Here is a 19,577-nt window from a genome sequence, read left to right as displayed (position 1 = left end):
TTCTATAGGAAATCAACAAACTGCTTCCTGAATTTAACATGAAAAATAGAGCCGATAATGAAAAAGGCTAGCAATACACACCAAAAATAAATAGTTATTTTAGAAAAAATCAAATTAGAATGTCCATATAATAAAGCGCCACGATATCCTTCTATAATATAGTAGAGAGGATTTAGCTTCATTAATTTAGTTAAAATATTTGCACCCTTAGGCTCCCATAAAATAGGTGATAAATATAATAGCATTCTAGTTAATGATTGAATTAATAAATGAACATCCCTAACCATCGTTGATAAAGTAGATGTAAGTAATGCAAGTGCGATATTAAACAGTAAGCCCACAATCATAAAATAAATTAGTGCAAAAATATTTATATGTTCGATTCCTCGATTTACAATTACACCAATTAATAAGATGAGCATCATAAATACATGTGTATTAAACCTAGATAAAACTACATATGATGGGATAATACTTAATGGAAAGTTCATTTTAGATACTGTTCCGATTCGGTTAAAAATCGAACTTGATCCTTGCATAATTGCTGCACTAATAAAGAACCACGGTATTAAACCACAAAGCATCCAAATAATAAACGGGATACCATTTACTGGAGCTCCATTTCTTATTCCCGTTCCGAAAGTTACCCAGTAAACAGCTATTTGAAAAAGCGGGTTTAAAAATACCCAAATTACGCCAAGTTGGCTATCTGCATATTCTTTACGTGTCTCATAGGATGAAAGACGAAAAATTAATGATAAGTTTTTAGCATGTTCTTGTAAAACTGTTTTTATACTACTCATAAATCAACCACATTCTTTTTAATTTCTTTATATAAATTTCCGTAATTAACAAATTTCATATCAGAATCATTTGAAGTTGGTACACAATTACGTGTATCAAATAGTACTGCTTGCTTCATTTGTTTAGCAAGTTTATTATAGTCCATTGTTTTAAATTCATTGTGATCTGTTAATACAAGAATTAAGCTTGCATCTTCCACAGCTTCCTCAGCAGATAAAACATCAATTTTCTCAGAAGTTACATGAGGATCGTGAATTGTGACATTTAGTCCCTCTTCGTTCAATAACTCAATAATTTCCATTGCAGGACTTTCTCTCATATCATCTACATTACCTTTGTATGTCACACCAAATGCTGCAATCTTAGGATTTTCTATACCTGAAACTAGTTCTTTTACTGAATCAACAACATATTTAGGCATCGATACATTTGTATCACGAGATAATTTGATCATACCAGCTAATTCAGGAGTTTTAGCTACAATAAAGTATGGGTCAACAGCAAGACAGTGACCTCCAACACCTGGTCCTGGTGAATGAATGTTTACACGTGGATGTTTGTTTGCCATTTGAATAACATCTAATACGTTGATTTCTAATGAGTTACAAATCTTTGTTAGTTCATTTGCCAACGCAATATTTACATCACGGAATGTATTTTCCATTAGTTTAGACATCTCAGCAGTTTTTGCATCTGTTTGAATAATTTCGCCTTCAACAAATGTACGATACACTTTTGCTCCAGCTTCACTACATGCAGCTGTAATCCCGCCTACAATACGATTATTATGAATTAATTCGTGTAAAATTTGGCCTGGTAATACACGTTCTGGACAATGAACAAGATAAATATCTTCACCTACAGTAAATCCAGCTTGTTCTACTAGTGGTTTTACAAAGTCATCCATACTTCTAGGTGCGATTGTTGATTCAACGATTAATACATTCCCTTTTTTTAAGAAAGGAATTACTTTATGAACTGCGTCTAATACATATGATAAATCACAAGATTTATTCTCATCATCATTATTAGGTGTTGGTACTGCAACAATAAATGCGTCAGCCTCTTCTGGTGTTAAAGATGCTCTGAAAAATCCTTTTTCTACAACTTCTTTAACCATTTCGCCTAATCCAGGCTCTTCTATATGAATTTCTCCAGAATTTAATTTATCTACAACGCTTTTTTGTACGTCTACACCTACAACACTTGCGCCATATTTCGCAAACATCGCAGAAGTTGGTAATCCTATATACCCTAGTCCAATTGTGCAAATTTTCATTTTACTATAACCTCTTTCAGAAATTTTACTAATTTCTACTCTTTTGCTTTACTAATAGTTTACTGATATTTAGATTATAGTAAACGTCTTATTAGTAAACTTTTTGGATAATTGGATAAAACTTAAATCACTATAACTTACCTTTTCTATTAAAGAAACGAATAAATTAGAAAAAGCACCAATCATCATTTTAAATTAGTAGAAATTATATTTCAATAAATATCTATTTATTGTATTAATTAATCTTACAATTAATTTTCATGATTCGACTCTATTTTACATTAAATTAACTAAGATTTAACAAACTTGTATCTTAAAGAAAATAGTGAAAGAAGGTAAACTACTTTTCTTAACTTACTATTCGTCATTTTAGGGTTTGATTTTAAGGATAAATAAATTTTTAAACCTCTTTTATCATTTAATCGTAAAGTCTCAGCAACAAACTTTGGAACAACACTAAGCTCATCTTTAATCGATTCATTTCGAATTGTTTTCATAAATTCATTCCCAACATATGCAAGATTCAACTTCTCATCATCTGGTAGTTTATTTGCCTTTAGATTAATTGAGTTAATAAAAAATTTAAGTTGTCTTCTTTCGATATGTATTAATTCTTTTGTAAAACCATTGTCTTCATAATAAGCTCGTAGCTCTTTTTGTAGCACAACTAATTGTTTAAAAAATTGTATTGTTCCAGATTTGATTAAACTATTTTCTGGATCTTCAATTCGATAACCAATTACATCTACATCGCATACGACTGTGCAGTTTGATTTCAACAATGATTTCTCCGTAAAAAATAAATCTTCGCCGACTCGAAGTTCATCATGAAATCGAATACCCTCGCGTTCTAGTAGTTCTTTTTTAAATAATTTATTACTTGCAGATGGTGTAAGATGTAATTCTGGGTTCTTTAGAATCTGTCTATTTTCAGGTAAACCTTCTTTGAAAATTTCTTTCATATAATTTAAACGCCAAGTTTTTTCGCCGTTAAAACATAAAATATTACCTACTGCCGTATCAGCGTTATATTTTTTTGCTAAAGAATATAATTGGCCATATGCATCAGGGTAAGCAATGTCATCTCCATCTAAAAATGCAATATATTCGCCACTTGCATGAGATAAACCTGTATTTCTTGCAGCACTTGGTCCCTTATTTTCTTGTTTTATAAACTTAGCATTTTGATATTTATTTGTGAATTCTTCTGCTAAAACACTACTTTTATCAGTCGATCCATCATCGACAACGATCAGTTCAATATTTTCTAATGACTGATCAATGACAGATTGTAAACTTTCCTCAATAAATTTCTCTTTGTTATAGTTAATGACTACAACACTTAACTTATAATTGATCATTTTAGCTACCTCTCTATGCATAGAAAGGTAAAAAGAAATATGGCGTAATCCCTAGTTCTTTTTACCTTCTCTACTAAAATATTCACATAATCAAACTCTTTTAGCTTACCATTGTTGCCTTTTCACCGTATAAAACTTTTTCGTAAATTCCGATGAAAACTTTCTTCTCATTATTCCAATTGTATTTATGTCTTGCTTTTAAACAATTTTTGCTCATTTCGTCACGAACTTCAGGGTTGTCTAATAAATAGTTCACACCTTCAGCGATTGAATCGATATCGTGGGAGTCTACACATACACCAGTATATTCACCTTCAACTACCTTTTGAATTTCTGGGAAGCTACAAGCAACAACTGGTACACCGCTCATCATGTACTCAAATAATTTATTCGAAGACGCTGAATAATGATTGAAATTGATATTATTTAATACTTGAAATCCTAAATAAGCATTTCTTGTATAATTTAGTAATTCATCTACTGGCACTTTATCAATAAATTTCACTCGATTTTGTAGTTGTAACTCTTCTACTAAATTTAAGAGTGTAGGCTTTATCTTTCCATCACCAATAAAAACAACGATCCCTCTTTTATATAAAGGTGCAGCTTTTACAATTAATTCTAATCCACGCCCTTTTTGTATACCACCTTGATAAAGAAGTATTGGTTCATCTTCACTAATTCCTAGTTTTTCATGAAGATTAATCGCTTTACTTTCTTCCGGCTTAGACACAAATGGGTAATTATGAATGACCTCAGGATAGTCAATATCGTATAAATCTTGAGTATATTTTGCCCTAGTATTATTTTCGTGAATCATCACATCAATATATTTAATTAAAAACTTCTCAATCTTTCCGAAAATCGGATTCTCATAACCAGATCTACTAGATTGAACTTCATGTGAATCATAAACTAATTTACTTTTTTTGAATACTTTTGCACAAATGATACCTTGAGGTAAAGTATTTAAATCATTCGCATGATAAATATCGTAATCCCTTTTAAGCCCATGATAGATCATTTGTAAAATATTATAGCCTCTAGTTAATAGTACTTTCATATAACGATTACCAAAAAGAACGATCACAGCAGCAATAATAATCGTTGCAACTGCATTTAAAAATAAACCAAGTAAAATCAATAAAATAGCAACTAGTTTCATTAATAAACTACTTTTTACTAAATTAAAGATCTTTGCACAATAATGAACAAGATGATAGATTCCAAATGGTAAACGATTGTTTACTCGGATTACATTAAATCCTTCTTCCATACGTTCTCTTTTTGGTAATTCTTTTGAATCATCATGTAAAGCAATTAAATCAACATCATATCCGACTTCTGCTAAAGCAGAGCATTCACGCAGTACGCGTGCATCATTCGTAAAATGATTAAATACAAACGCACAAACCTTTTTATTCATGGATATCCTCCATCACTTTTAATAACACATTAATATTCGTTTTCCAACGTAGATTTTTGTATGCATATTGATAGCCATTTTCTCCATAATTTTTTCGGAGGTTAGGATCATTTGCAAGTTTATATATATTTTCAACCAATTCTTCAGGCGTATCTTCTTTTAAGATCATTCCACAGTTTGCTTCATGAATAATTTCACTTGCATACCCTGCTACATCTCCAATGATTGGTTTCTTAACACACATATAATCAATTATTTTTCCTGGTAAGACGGTTTTAAACACCTCTTGGTTTACTAAGCTTACATAAGCAATATCAGCACTTGCTACAAGTTTTAAAGTTTCGTTTCGGGATTTTGCAGTATGTAATGTTACATTCGATAATCCATTCGATTCAATATAATTTTTCACTTCATTTGTATTTTTTCCATAACCAATAATTGAAAAATTAATTGAAGTATTTTCCTTTAATAATGCAGCTGTTTTCATAAACTTATGCAAATCCTGTGCTAAGCCTAAATTCCCAGTATAAATAACGGTTATATTTTCTTTTTCTAATTGGTCCTCTTTATATGCTAATTCACTTTCAGTTAATGAATTAGGTAGAAATGTAATTTTATCCTTATTTACATTTTTATTTGTCATATATTCAATAAAACTTCGGCTATTAACGATTATTTTCGTTGCTTTTTTATATAATATTTCTTCTACTTTATATGCAGTTTTTAAGATTAATGGATTAGAGAAAACTTGTACGCCGGTTAGAGACTCTGGCCATAAATCTCTTATATCTAATATTAGTGGAGCTTTTAACTTCCATTTAGCAATTAAACCTGCCACACCTACAAATATTGGCGGAGATGTCACAAAAATATAATCAAATTCAGCCTTTTGTTTAAAAATAGTACCGATAAATCGAACCATAACTTCCAGATATAAATATAATCTCTTTAAAATACTTCCAGAGTGTTTTTTTATAGAAGGATCAATTCGAATGATATCCTTTTCGTCGATTAGTGGTTCATTCCAAAATTGTTTATCTTCATATAGTTCACGACTAGGATATCTAGGCTCTAATGTTAGTACTTTTACATCAAACCCCTTTTCCTTCAACTCTATATAAATATTTTTCATACGGTTTGCTGCACTACCTATTTCTGGATAAAAGTGTTGTGAAATAAGTAAAATCTTCTTTTTATGTAAACCCAAGAATGTCTTACCTCCTGAATAGAATTAATCATCAATTCTAACTTGACAAAATATACGATATTTTACCATAAACCTTCCTTTTTTACCATTTTTCTAATAGTCAATCAGTTTATTTGAAGCTACTTGTACTATAACATCGAATAATATAGTATAATGTCGACTAATTATTTTTTATTTGATATTATAATACTTATGTAAATTCAACAATTGACGTAATGTAATTTTTTTGTATACTTTGGGTATTTTATTAAAATATCCTTACTTGACATATTAATTCCAAAATAAAAAAGCAGGTGAAATGAATGATTTATGCAGAAATATTAGCGGGTGGAAAAGGTACTCGCATGGGAAATGTTAGTATGCCAAAACAATTTCTTGCACTGAATAACCGTCCAATTATTATCCATACAATAGAAAAATTCATCTTAAATGACGACTTTAAAAAGATTTTAGTTGTAACGCCAAAAGAATGGATTCAACATACAAAAGATATTATCAAAAAATATATCGGTACGAATGACCGTATAGCTGTTGTTGAGGGTGGTAGCGACCGTAATGAATCAATTATGAGTGGTATTCGCTATTTACAACAAAACTTTGAAATAACTGATGAAGATATTATCGTAACGCATGATGCTGTTAGACCGTTCTTAACTCATCGAATTATAGAAGAAAATATTGATGCTGCTTTAAAATATGGAGCTGTTGATACTGTTATTGAGGCTGTTGATACAATCATTCAATCTTCTAATCACGATACGATTACAGATATCCCAGTAAGAAATACAATGTATCAAGGACAAACTCCTCAGAGTTTTAATATTAATCTACTTACAAATCACTATTCTGAATTAGATTCAGAACAAAAAGCAATCTTAACTGATGCTTGTAAAATTTGTCTTCTTAAAGGTGTAGACGTAAAGCTAGTTAAAGGTGAAGTTTTTAATATGAAAATTACGACTCCGTATGACTTAAAAGTAGCAAATGCACTTTTAAAGGATCAGGTGACGGCAAAATGATTAATCAAATCTATCGTTTAGTTTCAACAAAACAAATTGAGATCACTTATAAAGAACAATCTCTAGAAGGTGACTATATCGTTGTACGTCCAACACATTTATCAATCTGTGCTGCTGATCAACGATACTATACTGGTACTCGTGGCAAAGAAGCGATGGCAAAAAAATTACCAATGGCACTGATCCATGAAGGTGTCGGAAAAGTTGTTTATGATCCAAAAGGTGATTTCAAAACAGGCTCTCATGTCGTGATGATTCCAAATACACCTACTCAGGTTGATGATGTCATTGCTGAAAATTATTTAAAAACGAGTAAGTTTCGTTCAAGTGGCTATGATGGTTTCATGCAAGACTATGTATTCCTTGAAAGAGACCGTGTAGTAGGATTATCTGAAGACATTAACTTGCAGGTTGCAGCGTTTTCTGAATTGATCAGTGTAAGTATGCATGCAGTTGTCCGATTTGAAGAACGTGCACATCAACGTCGTGATGTTTTAGGCGTTTGGGGTGATGGAAACTTAGGATTTATAACTGCTCTAATCCTAAAAAAGCGTTATCCAGAAAGTAAAGTATATGTATTTGGTAAAAACCATTCAAAGTTAAGCTACTTCTCATTTGCAGATGAAACGTATCAAATTGATGAAGTTCCTGAAGATGTAACAGTCGACCATGCTTTTGAATGTGTAGGTGGTATTGGTAGTCAATACGCTGTAGAACAAATTATTAACCACATTCAACCAGAAGGCTCGATTCCATTACTTGGCGTATCTGAATATCCTGTTGAAATCAATACGCGAATGATCCTTGAAAGAGGAATTACTTTAATAGGTAGCAGTCGAAGCGGACGCTCTGACTTCGTTGAAACTGTTAATTTCCTTCATGAGAATCCTGAAGTAGTCGAATACTTAGAGACTCTAATTGGAGATGTAAATGAAATTCGTAGTATTGATGATATTCATAATGCATTCGAACGTGATTTAACAACTAACTGGGGAAAATCAGTTATGGAATGGAAAATATAATATAAAATTAGAGGGGATACTGCTCTCCTCTTTTTTATGTTAATCATATAACTCATACACTATTTTAATAATGAGGAGAAATTACCTAAAATGAATTTTGAAGTAGTAAGACCATCTAAAATAGATCAACCTAAGGTTAGTATCATTATTCCTGTATATAATGTAGAAAATTATATTAAAGAGACAATTGAATCACTTGCCAAACAAACATTAAGTCCGATTGAAATTATATTAGTTGATGATGGTTCAACTGATCAGACGCCAAACATCATTAATGACCTTTTAAACTTATATCCAAATATACTGTATGCAATTCAGAAAAACGCTGGTCCTGGTGTTGCAAGAAATAATGGATTGACTTTGGCTAAAGGTGAATACATTAGTTTTGTTGATTCAGATGATTTATTACCTGAGGATGCATTAGAAACTATGTATCTAGCAGCAAAAACTGAGGATGCTGAAGTAGTTACAGGAGCTTCTCTAAGCTTTAATAGTACTCGTTCTTGGTATATTGCTAGTCATGTCAACAATGGTGTTTATACTCCTGGTACGAAATCACTTGTTGCAAATAAAGGACTATTATATTCATTAGGTCCTTGTAACAAAATGTTTAAAGCTACTCTAATTAAAGATATGTCATTCCCAACTGATATTAGAGTAACAGAAGACCATCCATTTATTATTGAAGCTTATTTAAAAGCAAATAAAATTTTTACAGTTGATAAAGTAATCTATCATTACCGTAATCGTGAAGAAGAGTCAAATCTTTCTCTTTCACAAGTAGTACGTGTTGATTCAGTTAAGGTTTTACGTGATATCTTAAAAAGTTTGAGCTATTCTAATCAATTATGGAATAATTTAATACCGAACGAGCTAGAGCGATTAGATGTAATGGGTGTTTATTACCATCGTATCGTTACAGCTGATTTATGGCCTGCTATTATGAGCGCGGTTCGTTCAAAAAATGCTTCAATCCAAGAAGAAGCATTTCAATTAATTTATGATTGGCTAAAGACCATTGACTTTAAGTTATATAATAAAGTACCTGCTTTAACTAGAATCACTTCATACGAATTGGTTCCTCATTATAGCTTATTATCGCAAAAGGCAAAGGAACTGCATTTAAACTGGTTAAAAGAATGGGTAAAACTTAGTAACCCAGGTACTATGCATACATTGAAAAACTCTAATAGAAAATTTGATACACAGTTGTGTTTAAAAGCATTACAAAAAAATTCGATCAAGCCAATTCAGAGTCATATTAGCAAACGAGATCGCAGAAAACGTATTAATAAAATTAAGAGCCGTTTTAAGAGTGCATTTGCACGTCGAGTAGTTTTTAAGTTTGCTAGTTTACTACCTGCAGATAATACAATCGTTTTTGCATCAAATAAATCGAAAGGTCTGGATGATTCATATCCTTTCATTTACGAGCAAATTAGAACGAAGCGCCCACAATATAAAGTAGTTGATGACTTCTTTAAGAAACGTGAGTTCGCTGATTTATGTAAAACATACTACCAATTTGGCCGTGCTAAATATATTATTCTAAACGATTATCACCGCCAAATTTATAAAATGAATTTTAGAAAAGAAACAGAAGTAATTCAAATGTGGCATGCTTGTGGTGCATTTAAAAAGTTTGGACATAGTGCAGTAGGTTTTGCAGATAGTAATCCAAAACAGTTTGAAACAAATGCTCACAAACCTTATACAAAAGTTGTTGTTTCAACGAATGAAGTTGTACCTCATTACGCTGAAGCATTTGATATTGATCAAAAAAATGTTTTACCTTTAGGACTACCTAGAACTGACCTTTTCTTTGACGATGAAACAAAGGAGTATGTTCGTAGAAAATTCCTTAATAGGTTTTCAAAGTTAAAAGATAAAAAAATTATTACTTATGCTCCAACATTCCGTGGAAACCCAAGAGATCGAAAAACGTTCCATTTGGAACTTGATTTAGCTGCAATGCAAGAAAAATTAGGGGAAGATTACGTACTTGTACTAAAATTGCATCCAGCAGTTACGAATAATGTAAAAATCCCTGAATCTGCTCGTGATTTTGTATTGAATTTAGGTAATGAAAATATTAATGAAGTATTATTAATGACAGATATTTTAATAAGCGACTATTCTTCTTTATTATTTGAGTATACATTACTTGAAAGACCTGTTATTTTCTTTGCATATGATTATGAGAACTACATGAAAGAAAGAAGTTTCTTCTATGATTATCATGATTTTGTACCAGGTCCAATTACTTCAACTACAAATGAGATTATCGATTTAATTCAAAAAGATCAGTTTGATTTAAATAAAGTGAAAGAATTCAACCAACGTTTCAATGAAATAGCTGACGGACGAGCTTCAGAAAGATTCGTAGAAACGCTAATTAAATAATTTGTTTAAGGCAAGTAAGTATTTAAATCCGTGGATTTATCTGTTTACTTGCCTTTTCTTTTGCTTAACCTATGCATAAATCCTTTAAGAAGGAATAATTTCCAATATTTTTGACAAAATTACTTTTAACTAATAAATAAACTTTTATTTAATCGTTTGAAATGAGGAAAAATTGATGAGTTTTGAATTAATAATCAACCCTGATTTAAAGGACGTTAAAGTTAGTTTAATCATCCCTGTATACAATGTAGAGGAATATATTGAAGTAACCTGTTCATCCTTAGTGAATCAATCACTAAAAAATATAGAAATTATATTTATAGACGATGGTTCAAGTGATCAAAGTGTTGAATTAATAAAACAATATGCAAAAGATTACCCTAATATTGTATTAGGTATTCAAGACAATAGCGGACCTGGTGTAGCTAGAAATAATGGAAAGAAGATTGCTAGAGGTGAGTATATCGGCTTTGTCGATTCTGATGATTTATTACCTCACGATGCGATCGAAGCAATGTACCAAGCAGCCCTTGATGAAAATGCAGATGTTGTTACAGGGCAATCGTTAAGCTTTAATAGTACTCATAAATGGTTTATTGGTAGTCATGTTAGTAATGGAGTAAATATACCTGGAGAAAAGTCATTAATCTCAACCCCAGGACTACTCTATTCTCTTGGACCATGTAATAAACTTTTCAAAGCTACCCACGTCAAAAATATCAATTTTCCTAAAAATATTAAAGTAACTGAGGACCACCCTTTTATTATAGAAGCATACTTAAAGGCCAATCGAATTTTCACCGTTGATAAAGTTATTTATTACTATCGTTCTAGAGAAGCTGAAGACAATATTTCTTTATCTCAAATTGTCAGAGTTAATTCTGTTAAGGTCTTAAATGATATCCTAAAGAGTCTTTCAATTTCCGATCCTCTTTGGGATCAATACATTGTAAACAAATTTGAACGCAATCAATTAAAAGCGCATTACTACCAAAGAATTGTAATGGCAGACATCTGGCCTGCAGTTAACAGTGCTATTCGAAGTATGGAATCAGAGACACAAGTCGAGAGTTTAAAACTATTTTTGGAATTTGTAAATAAAATTGATATTCATCTTTATAACAAAATCCCAGCGATACCTCGGATTCTTTCCTACGAAATCGTTAATCGATATCATTTTATGAGTCCAGAAGCAAAACGAATTCATTTAGACTTACTAAAAGTTTGGGAAGAAAGATTAAATCCAGAAATGGCTCATCAATTAATAACTTCTAAATTTAAACTAGAGGTTAATTCTTGTTTGGAGGCCGTCAGAAAAAATAGTTTATCTCCTATTAATAGCCTTGTTAGAATGAAAGCAAATAAAAAAAGGAAAAACAAATTCTCAAGTCGGTTAAAAAGTGCCTTCGCTAGACGGGTTGTCCTAAATTTTGCAAAAATGCTCCCAATGAAAGATGAGATTATATTTGCTTCAAATAAATCAACTGGACTTCAAGACTCTTATTATTTTATATACGAAGAACTGATTAAAACTAAACCAGAGTACAAAATTATTGGCCATTTTATTCGAAAGCGTAATTTCTCTGAACTATGTAAAATGTATTATGATTTTGGACGTGCTAAATATGTAATACTGAATGATTATCACAGACCTCTTTATAATGTAAATTTACGAAAAGATACGAAAGTCATTCAAGTATGGCATGCATGTGGAGCCTTCAAAAAATTTGGACTTAGCGCAGTAGGCTATAAAGATAGTAATAGTAAGGAATTTGAAATAAAAGCACATACTTCCTATTCCAATGTGATCGTTTCTTGCGATGAAATTATTCCCTTTTATGCAGAGGCATTTAACGTTCCTGAATCGAGGGTTTTAGCTTTAGGCTTACCAAGAACTGACTTTTTTTATAATGAAGAGATGTTAGAGTCAGTAAAAAATAGATATTTTAATAAGTATCCAATGTTGAAAGGTAAAAAAATTATTACTTATGCTCCTACATTTAGAGGTAGCCCTAAAGAGCGAAAGAATTTTAATTTACAATTAGATCTAATCCAAATGGCCAATAAACTCCAAGATGAGTATGTACTAGTCCTTAAACTACATCCAGCCGTAAAAAAAGGGATTGTCATTCCACAAGAAGCAAGAGATTTTGTCATTGACCTAGGCAATCATGATATGAACGAAGTACTTTATCTTACAGATATACTAATCAGTGATTACTCATCCCTTGTATTTGAGTATGCAATTTTGGAACGACCAATGATCTTTTATGCATATGACCTTGAAGAATACTTAGATGAAAGAAGCTTTTTCTATGATTACGATGAGTTTGTTCCAGGACCGATTGTCAGAACAACGGATGAAATCATTAACATTATAAAAGAAGATAACTATGATCTTCAAAAAGTAACTGAATTTAATCATCGATTTAACAAATATCAAGACGGTCAATCAGCTAAACGATTAATTCAAACTTTAATTAAATAATGAAAGCTCTTCAAGTACTAGTTATTTTACATGGTCTAGTTTGTATTACTATGGTAAAATTAATATCATAATTTTAGTTAATATATAAGGAAATCTATGATTGCTAGTCCATTATTTAAGGAGAAGTTTTATGAAAAAGATCTTAATTACAGGCGGTGCTGGTTTTATTGGTTCGAATCTTGTAAAAATGTATATAGACAAAGGTTACCAAGTTGTAGTTGTAGATGATCTTTCAAGTGGAAACATAGCTACTCTTCCACCAAATGTTACTTTTTACGAAGAAAGTATTTGTAATTCTAAATTTATTGATATTGTACTAAAAGAAAAACCAGATATAATCAATCATCACGCTGCACAAATCGATGTTCAATTTTCAATCCAACATCCTTTAGAAGACGCAAAAATTAATATTTTAGGTACACTCAATTTATTAGAGGCTGTACGCAAACTAAAAGAAGAAAAAGAAGTAGCACTTGTCTATGCTTCTTCAGCAGCTGTTTATGGTAATCCGGTTTATTTAGGAGTGGATGAGAACCATCAAAAACACCCTATTTCTTATTATGGCATTTCAAAATTAACACCTGAATATTACATAAATGTATACCATCAATTATATGAAATCCCTTTTACTATTCTTAGATATGCCAATGTTTATGGTATTGGCCAAGATCCAAAAGGTGAAGGTGGAGTTATTAGTATTCTGATGGATAAAATCATATCAAATTCTACTTTTACGGTTTTCGGAGACGGCGAGCAAACTAGAGATTATATCTACGTAGAAGATATTGCTTCAGCAAACTTTAATGCAGGAGAACAACCAGCAAATGATGTATGTAATGTTGGTACAAACATAAAAACATCTTTAAATACATTATTAGAGGTTACTGAACAAATTCTTAACCGAAAAATTGAAGTTCAATACCAAGATGAACGTAGTGGCGATATTCGTGATAGCTATTTAACAAATGAAAAAATACACTCATTATTAAATTGGCAGCCAGCCTACACTTTGTATGAAGGTCTTGAAAAAACATTGAACTATTACATTCAACAAGCTAACAAGGATGTTGAATGATTAAGGAATTAAAACCATATCGAAAAAAACGACTAAACTTTGTTTTACTGTAACAAAAGGTTTAGTCGTTTTTATTTGTAATGATTAAAGCTGAACTTCTACTGAAAGAATCTTTTTTAAATAGTTAATCAAATCTTCTCTTATTTCTTCTTTCTTTAATGCAAATTCAATGTTTGTTTTTATAAACCCTAGTTTTTCACCTACATCATATCTTGTTCCTTCAAAATCATAAGCGAATACACGTTGAATTCGATTTAATTTTTGAATTGCATCAGTTAATTGAATTTCTCCGCCAGCACCAATATTTTGTTCTTCTAAGAACATAAAAATTTCTGGTGTCAGTACATATCTACCCAAAATGGCTAAATTCGAATCAATTGTTCCAGGAGCTGGTTTTTCAACAAAATTCTTTACTTCGTATCTCCTACCATTTTGTAATAATGGGTCAACTATACCGTATCGATGAGTCTCTTCACTAGCTACAGATTGAACACCAATGACCGATGAATAGGTTGTATTGTATTGATCAATTAATTGTTTTAAAGCTGGAATTTCTCCATCAACGATATCATCACCAAGTAAAACCGCAAATGGTTCATCTCCAATAAAATTACGTGCACACCAAACTGCGTGACCTAATCCTCTTGGTTCTTTTTGACGTATATAATGAATCTCAATATTTGAAGGAATTTTTACTTCTTCTAAAAGAGAGTACTTTTCTTTCTCATATAAAGTTTGTTCTAACTCAAATGCTCGATCAAAATGGTCTTCAATCGCGCGCTTTCCTTTACCAGTTACAATGATAATATCTTCTATACCCGATTCAATTGCTTCTTCAACGATGTATTGAATAGTTGGCTTATCTACGATCGGTAACATTTCTTTCGGCATTGCTTTTGTTGCAGGTAAAAATCGTGTACCAAGGCCCGCAGCTGGAATAATCGCTTTTCTTACTTTCTTCATATTAATCACTCCTAGAGTTTAATCATTAGACCCCTTTATTGAATGGCTAAACCATTATATTAGAAATGAAAGACTATAAATCTATTTTACTTTAAAAACGAATAAATGCCTATTAATCTTGTGATTAATGAATAAAGTACAGTATAGAATATGTTTGCAAATTTTTTACTTCTATTTTTCTATTTAATTGTTTTTGAGTTTTCTTCCCAATTAGAAAAAAGGGATGCATAAAGAATTTTCTCTTATGACATCCCTTTTCAATTGTCCCACCCGGAAGATACATTGTATTTATTGATTTTCTCCTTGACCAGGATTATCAAAATTTGTTAATGTCGGTGTTACATAAATAGAATTAACATTATTCATAATGACTACATCATCTATTTTATACTTTTTAATATAATCAATGATAGGCATTTTATTATAATATCTCAAGTCAAGAACCCTTGTTTCTTTATAATGGTTAACAAAAAATTGTATACTTGCATTTGCATAAGAATCTTTAATAATCAATAATTTTCGATTCTTTACTTTATCGTTATAAATCGCTGTTTCAGGATGATCCCCACCCATGTAAGTAACATATCGATTTGTATAGAGACTAACATTTTTCAATGGTTCTTCTGCATATAAACCTCTATTACATATAGCATTGTAACAGACATTTAAATCCTGTTTTTCCTTACTTTTTACGACAGTTATTGTATCTGTTTTCGTTACATTTGCTCTCGTCGTTTTACGAGCATCCGAACCGTAAAAAGGTAAGCCTTCTTCTTTCCAAATGAAATCATCCGCGTTCATTGCTTTTCCAACTTCATTTGAATTCATATAAATTGTATTAATGATTGTTTGATATGAATAAAATGCAGCCTTTGCCTTCCAATGATGATCAGTAAAAGGATATAAATTGGGTTCATTTTTATGTTTATTCATTGTAATTCTGAGATCTAAAGGGTGTGCAATCGGATCAATATAACTAAAAAGATAATCTGACGCCTCATTCCCATAACTAGGAAAGTATGAAGGGAATTGGTCTTCAAATGTCACTGATTTATTTGGTGCTAGACTAAAATAAGTGTTCACTCCAAGTTTTGATGCTTGTAGTGCAAATTTATTAATTCTATTTGCAATGACTTTTGCACTTTCTTTTGTTTGTTTAGGCACAGTAGATAATAATAAACCATTATTGGCAACATATACATCTTGTACAACATTCTGACCTAATAAATCTTTATTGATTGTTGCATTCGCTTCAATTAATTTCAATCTACCAGGAAATTGATCATTAAAATAAAGCTCAAATTCTTTTGAATATTCTCCTGAAGCTAACTTTTTTAAACTCATTTTTGGCATTTGTGCAAGTTCTCTATTTTCAATCGTAGAATACTTCAAATCACCTTTAACCCAAACATAAATAGCCCCAGCAAAAATGATAAATAGGAAACTTATAACTAAGAAATTATTAACCTGAAATCGATTACTTTGCATTTTAAACCTCCAACTTACTAGAAACGGAAATAGATAAATGGATTGAATGTGTTAGAAACAACACAAATAATTGAAATACCAAGAACTAATAAATAATAACCTGTTAACCCAATATTACGACCGAAAATTCTTACAGCAAAACTGGATTCTGACTGAATCATGATTTTATCTGCGAAGATTTTCAATAAAGGAGTTGCCCCAATTATAGCTAGTCCTATTAGAACACCATATTCAACAAAATAATATGCTGCATTTGAATCCCAAACAACTGTATGATTTAAACCGAACATTGTTTTAATATAATCAAACGCATAACTAAATGTTTCTGAACGAAAAAATACCCATCCAATTACGACTAGGAATGTAGCGTAAATATGCTGAATTGCATTAGGCAACTTTCGTAAAATATCACCGAGGAAAGCTTTTTCTAGCATGATTAGTATACCGTAATAAATACCCCATGCGATAAATGTCCAACTTGCTCCATGCCAAAAACCTGTAGCAAACCACACAATAAAAAGATTAATATACGTTCGTAAAGGAGAAATACGATTTCCACCTAACGGGATATATAGATAGTCCCTGAACCATGTTCCTAATGAAATGTGCCATCTTCTCCAAAACTCAGTTACTGATTTTGAAATATACGGGTAGTTGAAATTTTCTAGAAAATCAAATCCGAACATTTTTCCTAAACCAATCGCCATATCTGAATAACCGGAAAAATCAAAGTAAATTTGTAAAGAATAAGCAATAATGCCAATCCAAGCTAAACCAATGGACATGTCATGTGGATTTTGTGCAAAAATTTGATCTGCGACCCAACCGCAATTATTAGCCAAAAACATTTTCTTACCTAATCCAATAATAAATCGCTTCGTTCCATAAGCAAATTTCTCTAAAGTTTCTTTTCGATCTGTAATTTGATGTGAAACAGTTTGATAACGAACAATCGGACCTGCAATTAATTGTGGAAATAATGTTTTATAGGTAGCCATATTCAATGGATTTCTTTGTAGAGCACCATCTTTTCTATAAACATCGACTACATAACTAATTCCTTGGAAAGTAAAAAAAGAAATTCCCAACGGTAAAGGTATTAGAGGAATCGTAATATTTGTGTTAAACAATAAATTTATATTATCAACAAAGAAGTTGGAGTATTTGAAGAAACATAATAATCCCAAATTGGCCACAAGCATCGCTGCCATAATCCACTTTATTTTCGTTTTCTTATTTCGATTTGCATCAACAATTAACGCAAATACATAATTGATAATAATTGAAAGGAACATAACCAATACAAACCTTGGCTCTCCCCATGCATAAAAAACTAAACTAGATACTAACAACCATGCGTTTCGAAAAATACGTGGTAGTACAAAATATACTAGTAAAACGATAGGTAGAAATACAAACAAAAATACAGTTGAACTGAAAAGCATAATCTAGTCCTTTCTATTGTTGAATTTATCACTAACAAACATAAATTTTATCAACAGACACAATTATCATATAGTTAACTTTAGAGATTTAATTTAAATTTATTCAAAATGTAACAAAATAAATAACTTTTTAAATATAGTAATACTCATTCAAACTAAAAACCTAATACACAGAAAAAATCCCTTTTAATCGTATCTATCTTTATTTAGGAAAAGTACTTAATTAAAAGGGGTTATTTTTAATCACGATCTTTTTCCACTTAAAATAGTTAAAAATAAAAAAGACTATCTTTGAAAATTTTTCAAAGATAGTCTTTCCTTACATATGATTACTTTGTTTTATTTTTAAAATGTTGAATAATCACTTCAACAATTCTTCTAGAAGCTTCGCCATCTCCATACGGATTAGATGCCTTTGACATTTTTGCATGTGCCTCATCATCTGACAACAGTTCATCAGCTAACGAGAAAATCACTTCTTCGTCAGTTCCAGCAAGCTTTAAAGTACCAGCATCAATTCCCTCAGGGCGTTCGGTCGTATCACGTAAAACAAGAACTGGTACGCCTAATGAAGGTGCCTCTTCTTGTACACCACCAGAATCAGTTAGGATTAAATGCGATCTTGCCGCAAAGTTGTGGAAATCAATCACATCTAGTGGTTCGATTAAATGGATTCGATTGTCATTTCCTAAAACTTCATTAGCAATTTCACGAACAACAGGATTCATGTGTACAGGGTACACAACTTGAATATCGTTATGTTTTTCGACTAAGCGCTTAATCGCTTTAAACATATTTCTCATTGGTTCTCCTAAATTTTCACGACGATGAGCAGTCATTAAGACTAATCTGTCATTACCAATTTGATCAAGAACAGGATGAGCATACTCTTCTTTTACTGTTGTTTTAAGTGCATCAATCGCAGTATTACCAGTAATAAAAATTGTTTCTTCCTTTTTATTTTCAGCTAACAAATTTTGTGCTGATTTTGTCGTAGGAGAAAAATGTAAATCCGTCATGACACCAGTTAATTGACGGTTCATTTCTTCTGGGTAAGGCGAATACTTATCCCAAGTACGTAAACCAGCTTCAACATGACCAATTGCAATTTGATTATAAAAAGCTGCAAGACTAGCAATAAAAGTAGTTGTCGTATCACCATGAACTAATACAATATCCGGCTTTACTTCTTGCATAATCTTATTTAAACCTTCCAAACCTCGCGTTGTTACATCGATTAAAGTTTGGCGATCCTTCATTATATTTAAATCATAATCAGGTGTGATTTCAAAAATTTCGAGAACTTGATCTAACATTTGACGATGCTGAGCTGTAACCGTCACAATGGATTCTATTTGATCAGGATGCTTAGCTAGCTCAAGCACTAGTGGCGCCATCTTAATCGCTTCTGGTCTTGTTCCAAAAATTGTCATTACTTTAACAGTCAAAATTCTTTCCCCTTTCAAAACAAATCGGCTTATTGAAATATGTATCTATCTATTGTATCTTAACTGAGGAAATAAAGACATTTTTTACCATGAAAAATAACGTTTATTCCTCTATCTACAGGACTAATTTTAAAAGTTAATCGTCTTAA

14 protein-coding genes are annotated in these 19,577 nt (G+C 31.3%); 5 read left to right on the top strand and 9 right to left on the bottom strand.

Annotated features, from left to right (window positions below; translation table 11 throughout):
* Nucleotides 1–2 precede the first annotated feature (2 nt).
* The 5 genes from BM319_RS12940 to BM319_RS12920 all read right to left on the bottom strand — a co-directional run bounded on the left by BM319_RS12940 (nucleotide 3) and on the right by BM319_RS12920 (nucleotide 6,077).
* A complete protein-coding gene (locus BM319_RS12940) occupies nucleotides 3–803 on the bottom strand; it encodes an ABC transporter permease (protein ID WP_069035400.1) in 801 nt (266 codons plus the stop codon).
* Nucleotides 800–2,083: a nucleotide sugar dehydrogenase gene (locus BM319_RS12935; RefSeq protein WP_069035401.1), complete on the bottom strand. Its 1,284-nt coding sequence runs from the start codon at nucleotides 2,081–2,083 to the stop codon at nucleotides 800–802. Before BM319_RS12935 ends, BM319_RS12940 begins: the two co-directional genes overlap by 4 nt.
* Before the next feature lie 290 nt (nucleotides 2,084–2,373).
* Complete coding sequence (locus BM319_RS12930) at nucleotides 2,374–3,444, bottom strand: glycosyltransferase family 2 protein (RefSeq protein WP_175495610.1); 1,071 nt, start codon at nucleotides 3,442–3,444, stop codon at nucleotides 2,374–2,376.
* A gap of 100 nt (nucleotides 3,445–3,544) precedes the next feature.
* Nucleotides 3,545–4,870 carry a glycosyltransferase gene (locus BM319_RS12925; protein WP_091023015.1) on the bottom strand — a complete coding sequence of 442 codons (1,326 nt, stop codon included), beginning with the start codon at nucleotides 4,868–4,870 and terminating at the stop codon, nucleotides 3,545–3,547.
* A complete protein-coding gene (locus BM319_RS12920; protein WP_286143756.1) occupies nucleotides 4,863–6,077 on the bottom strand; it encodes a glycosyltransferase family 4 protein in 1,215 nt (404 codons plus the stop codon). Before BM319_RS12920 ends, BM319_RS12925 begins: the two co-directional genes overlap by 8 nt.
* A gap of 302 nt (nucleotides 6,078–6,379) precedes the next feature.
* On the opposite strand from BM319_RS12920, the gene BM319_RS12915 reads away from it, so the two are divergent.
* The 5 genes from BM319_RS12915 to BM319_RS12895 all read left to right on the top strand — a co-directional run bounded on the left by BM319_RS12915 (nucleotide 6,380) and on the right by BM319_RS12895 (nucleotide 14,084).
* On the top strand, nucleotides 6,380–7,096 hold the full coding sequence (locus BM319_RS12915) for an IspD/TarI family cytidylyltransferase (protein WP_091023013.1): 717 nt from the start codon (nucleotides 6,380–6,382) through the stop codon (nucleotides 7,094–7,096).
* A complete protein-coding gene (locus BM319_RS12910; RefSeq protein WP_069035406.1) occupies nucleotides 7,093–8,118 on the top strand; it encodes a ribitol-5-phosphate dehydrogenase in 1,026 nt (341 codons plus the stop codon). Before BM319_RS12915 ends, BM319_RS12910 begins: the two co-directional genes overlap by 4 nt.
* Nucleotides 8,119–8,208: 90 nt before the next feature.
* Nucleotides 8,209–10,521: a bifunctional glycosyltransferase/CDP-glycerol:glycerophosphate glycerophosphotransferase gene (locus BM319_RS12905; RefSeq protein ID WP_091023010.1), complete on the top strand. Its 2,313-nt coding sequence runs from the start codon at nucleotides 8,209–8,211 to the stop codon at nucleotides 10,519–10,521.
* Nucleotides 10,522–10,696: 175 nt separating this feature from the next.
* Nucleotides 10,697–13,009 carry a bifunctional glycosyltransferase/CDP-glycerol:glycerophosphate glycerophosphotransferase gene (locus BM319_RS12900; protein WP_091023008.1) on the top strand — a complete coding sequence of 771 codons (2,313 nt, stop codon included), beginning with the start codon at nucleotides 10,697–10,699 and terminating at the stop codon, nucleotides 13,007–13,009.
* 130 nt (nucleotides 13,010–13,139) lie between these two features.
* Nucleotides 13,140–14,084, top strand: coding sequence for a GDP-mannose 4,6-dehydratase (locus BM319_RS12895; RefSeq protein ID WP_069035409.1), 945 nt, complete (start codon nucleotides 13,140–13,142; stop codon nucleotides 14,082–14,084).
* Nucleotides 14,085–14,168: 84 nt separating this feature from the next.
* On the opposite strand, the gene galU is transcribed toward BM319_RS12895, so the two are convergent.
* The 4 genes from galU to wecB all read right to left on the bottom strand — a co-directional run bounded on the left by galU (nucleotide 14,169) and on the right by wecB (nucleotide 19,413).
* Nucleotides 14,169–15,047, bottom strand: coding sequence for a UTP--glucose-1-phosphate uridylyltransferase GalU (gene galU / locus BM319_RS12890; RefSeq protein ID WP_069035410.1), 879 nt, complete (start codon nucleotides 15,045–15,047; stop codon nucleotides 14,169–14,171).
* 288 nt (nucleotides 15,048–15,335) lie between these two features.
* Complete coding sequence (locus tag BM319_RS12885) at nucleotides 15,336–16,535, bottom strand: DHHW family protein (RefSeq protein WP_069035411.1); 1,200 nt, start codon at nucleotides 16,533–16,535, stop codon at nucleotides 15,336–15,338.
* 17 nt (nucleotides 16,536–16,552) lie between these two features.
* Nucleotides 16,553–17,980: an MBOAT family O-acyltransferase gene (locus tag BM319_RS12880; RefSeq protein ID WP_069035412.1), complete on the bottom strand. Its 1,428-nt coding sequence runs from the start codon at nucleotides 17,978–17,980 to the stop codon at nucleotides 16,553–16,555.
* Between the two features lie 329 nt (nucleotides 17,981–18,309).
* Nucleotides 18,310–19,413, bottom strand: coding sequence for a non-hydrolyzing UDP-N-acetylglucosamine 2-epimerase (wecB, locus tag BM319_RS12875; RefSeq protein WP_502686147.1), 1,104 nt, complete (start codon nucleotides 19,411–19,413; stop codon nucleotides 18,310–18,312).
* Nucleotides 19,414–19,577: the final 164 nt, after the last annotated feature.

This window comes from Bacillus sp. UNCCL81 (assembly GCF_900112535.1).
GTDB lineage: Bacteria > Bacillota > Bacilli > Bacillales > Bacillaceae_G > Gottfriedia > Gottfriedia luciferensis_B.
This window is presented reverse-complemented; position numbering and strand designations above follow the sequence as displayed.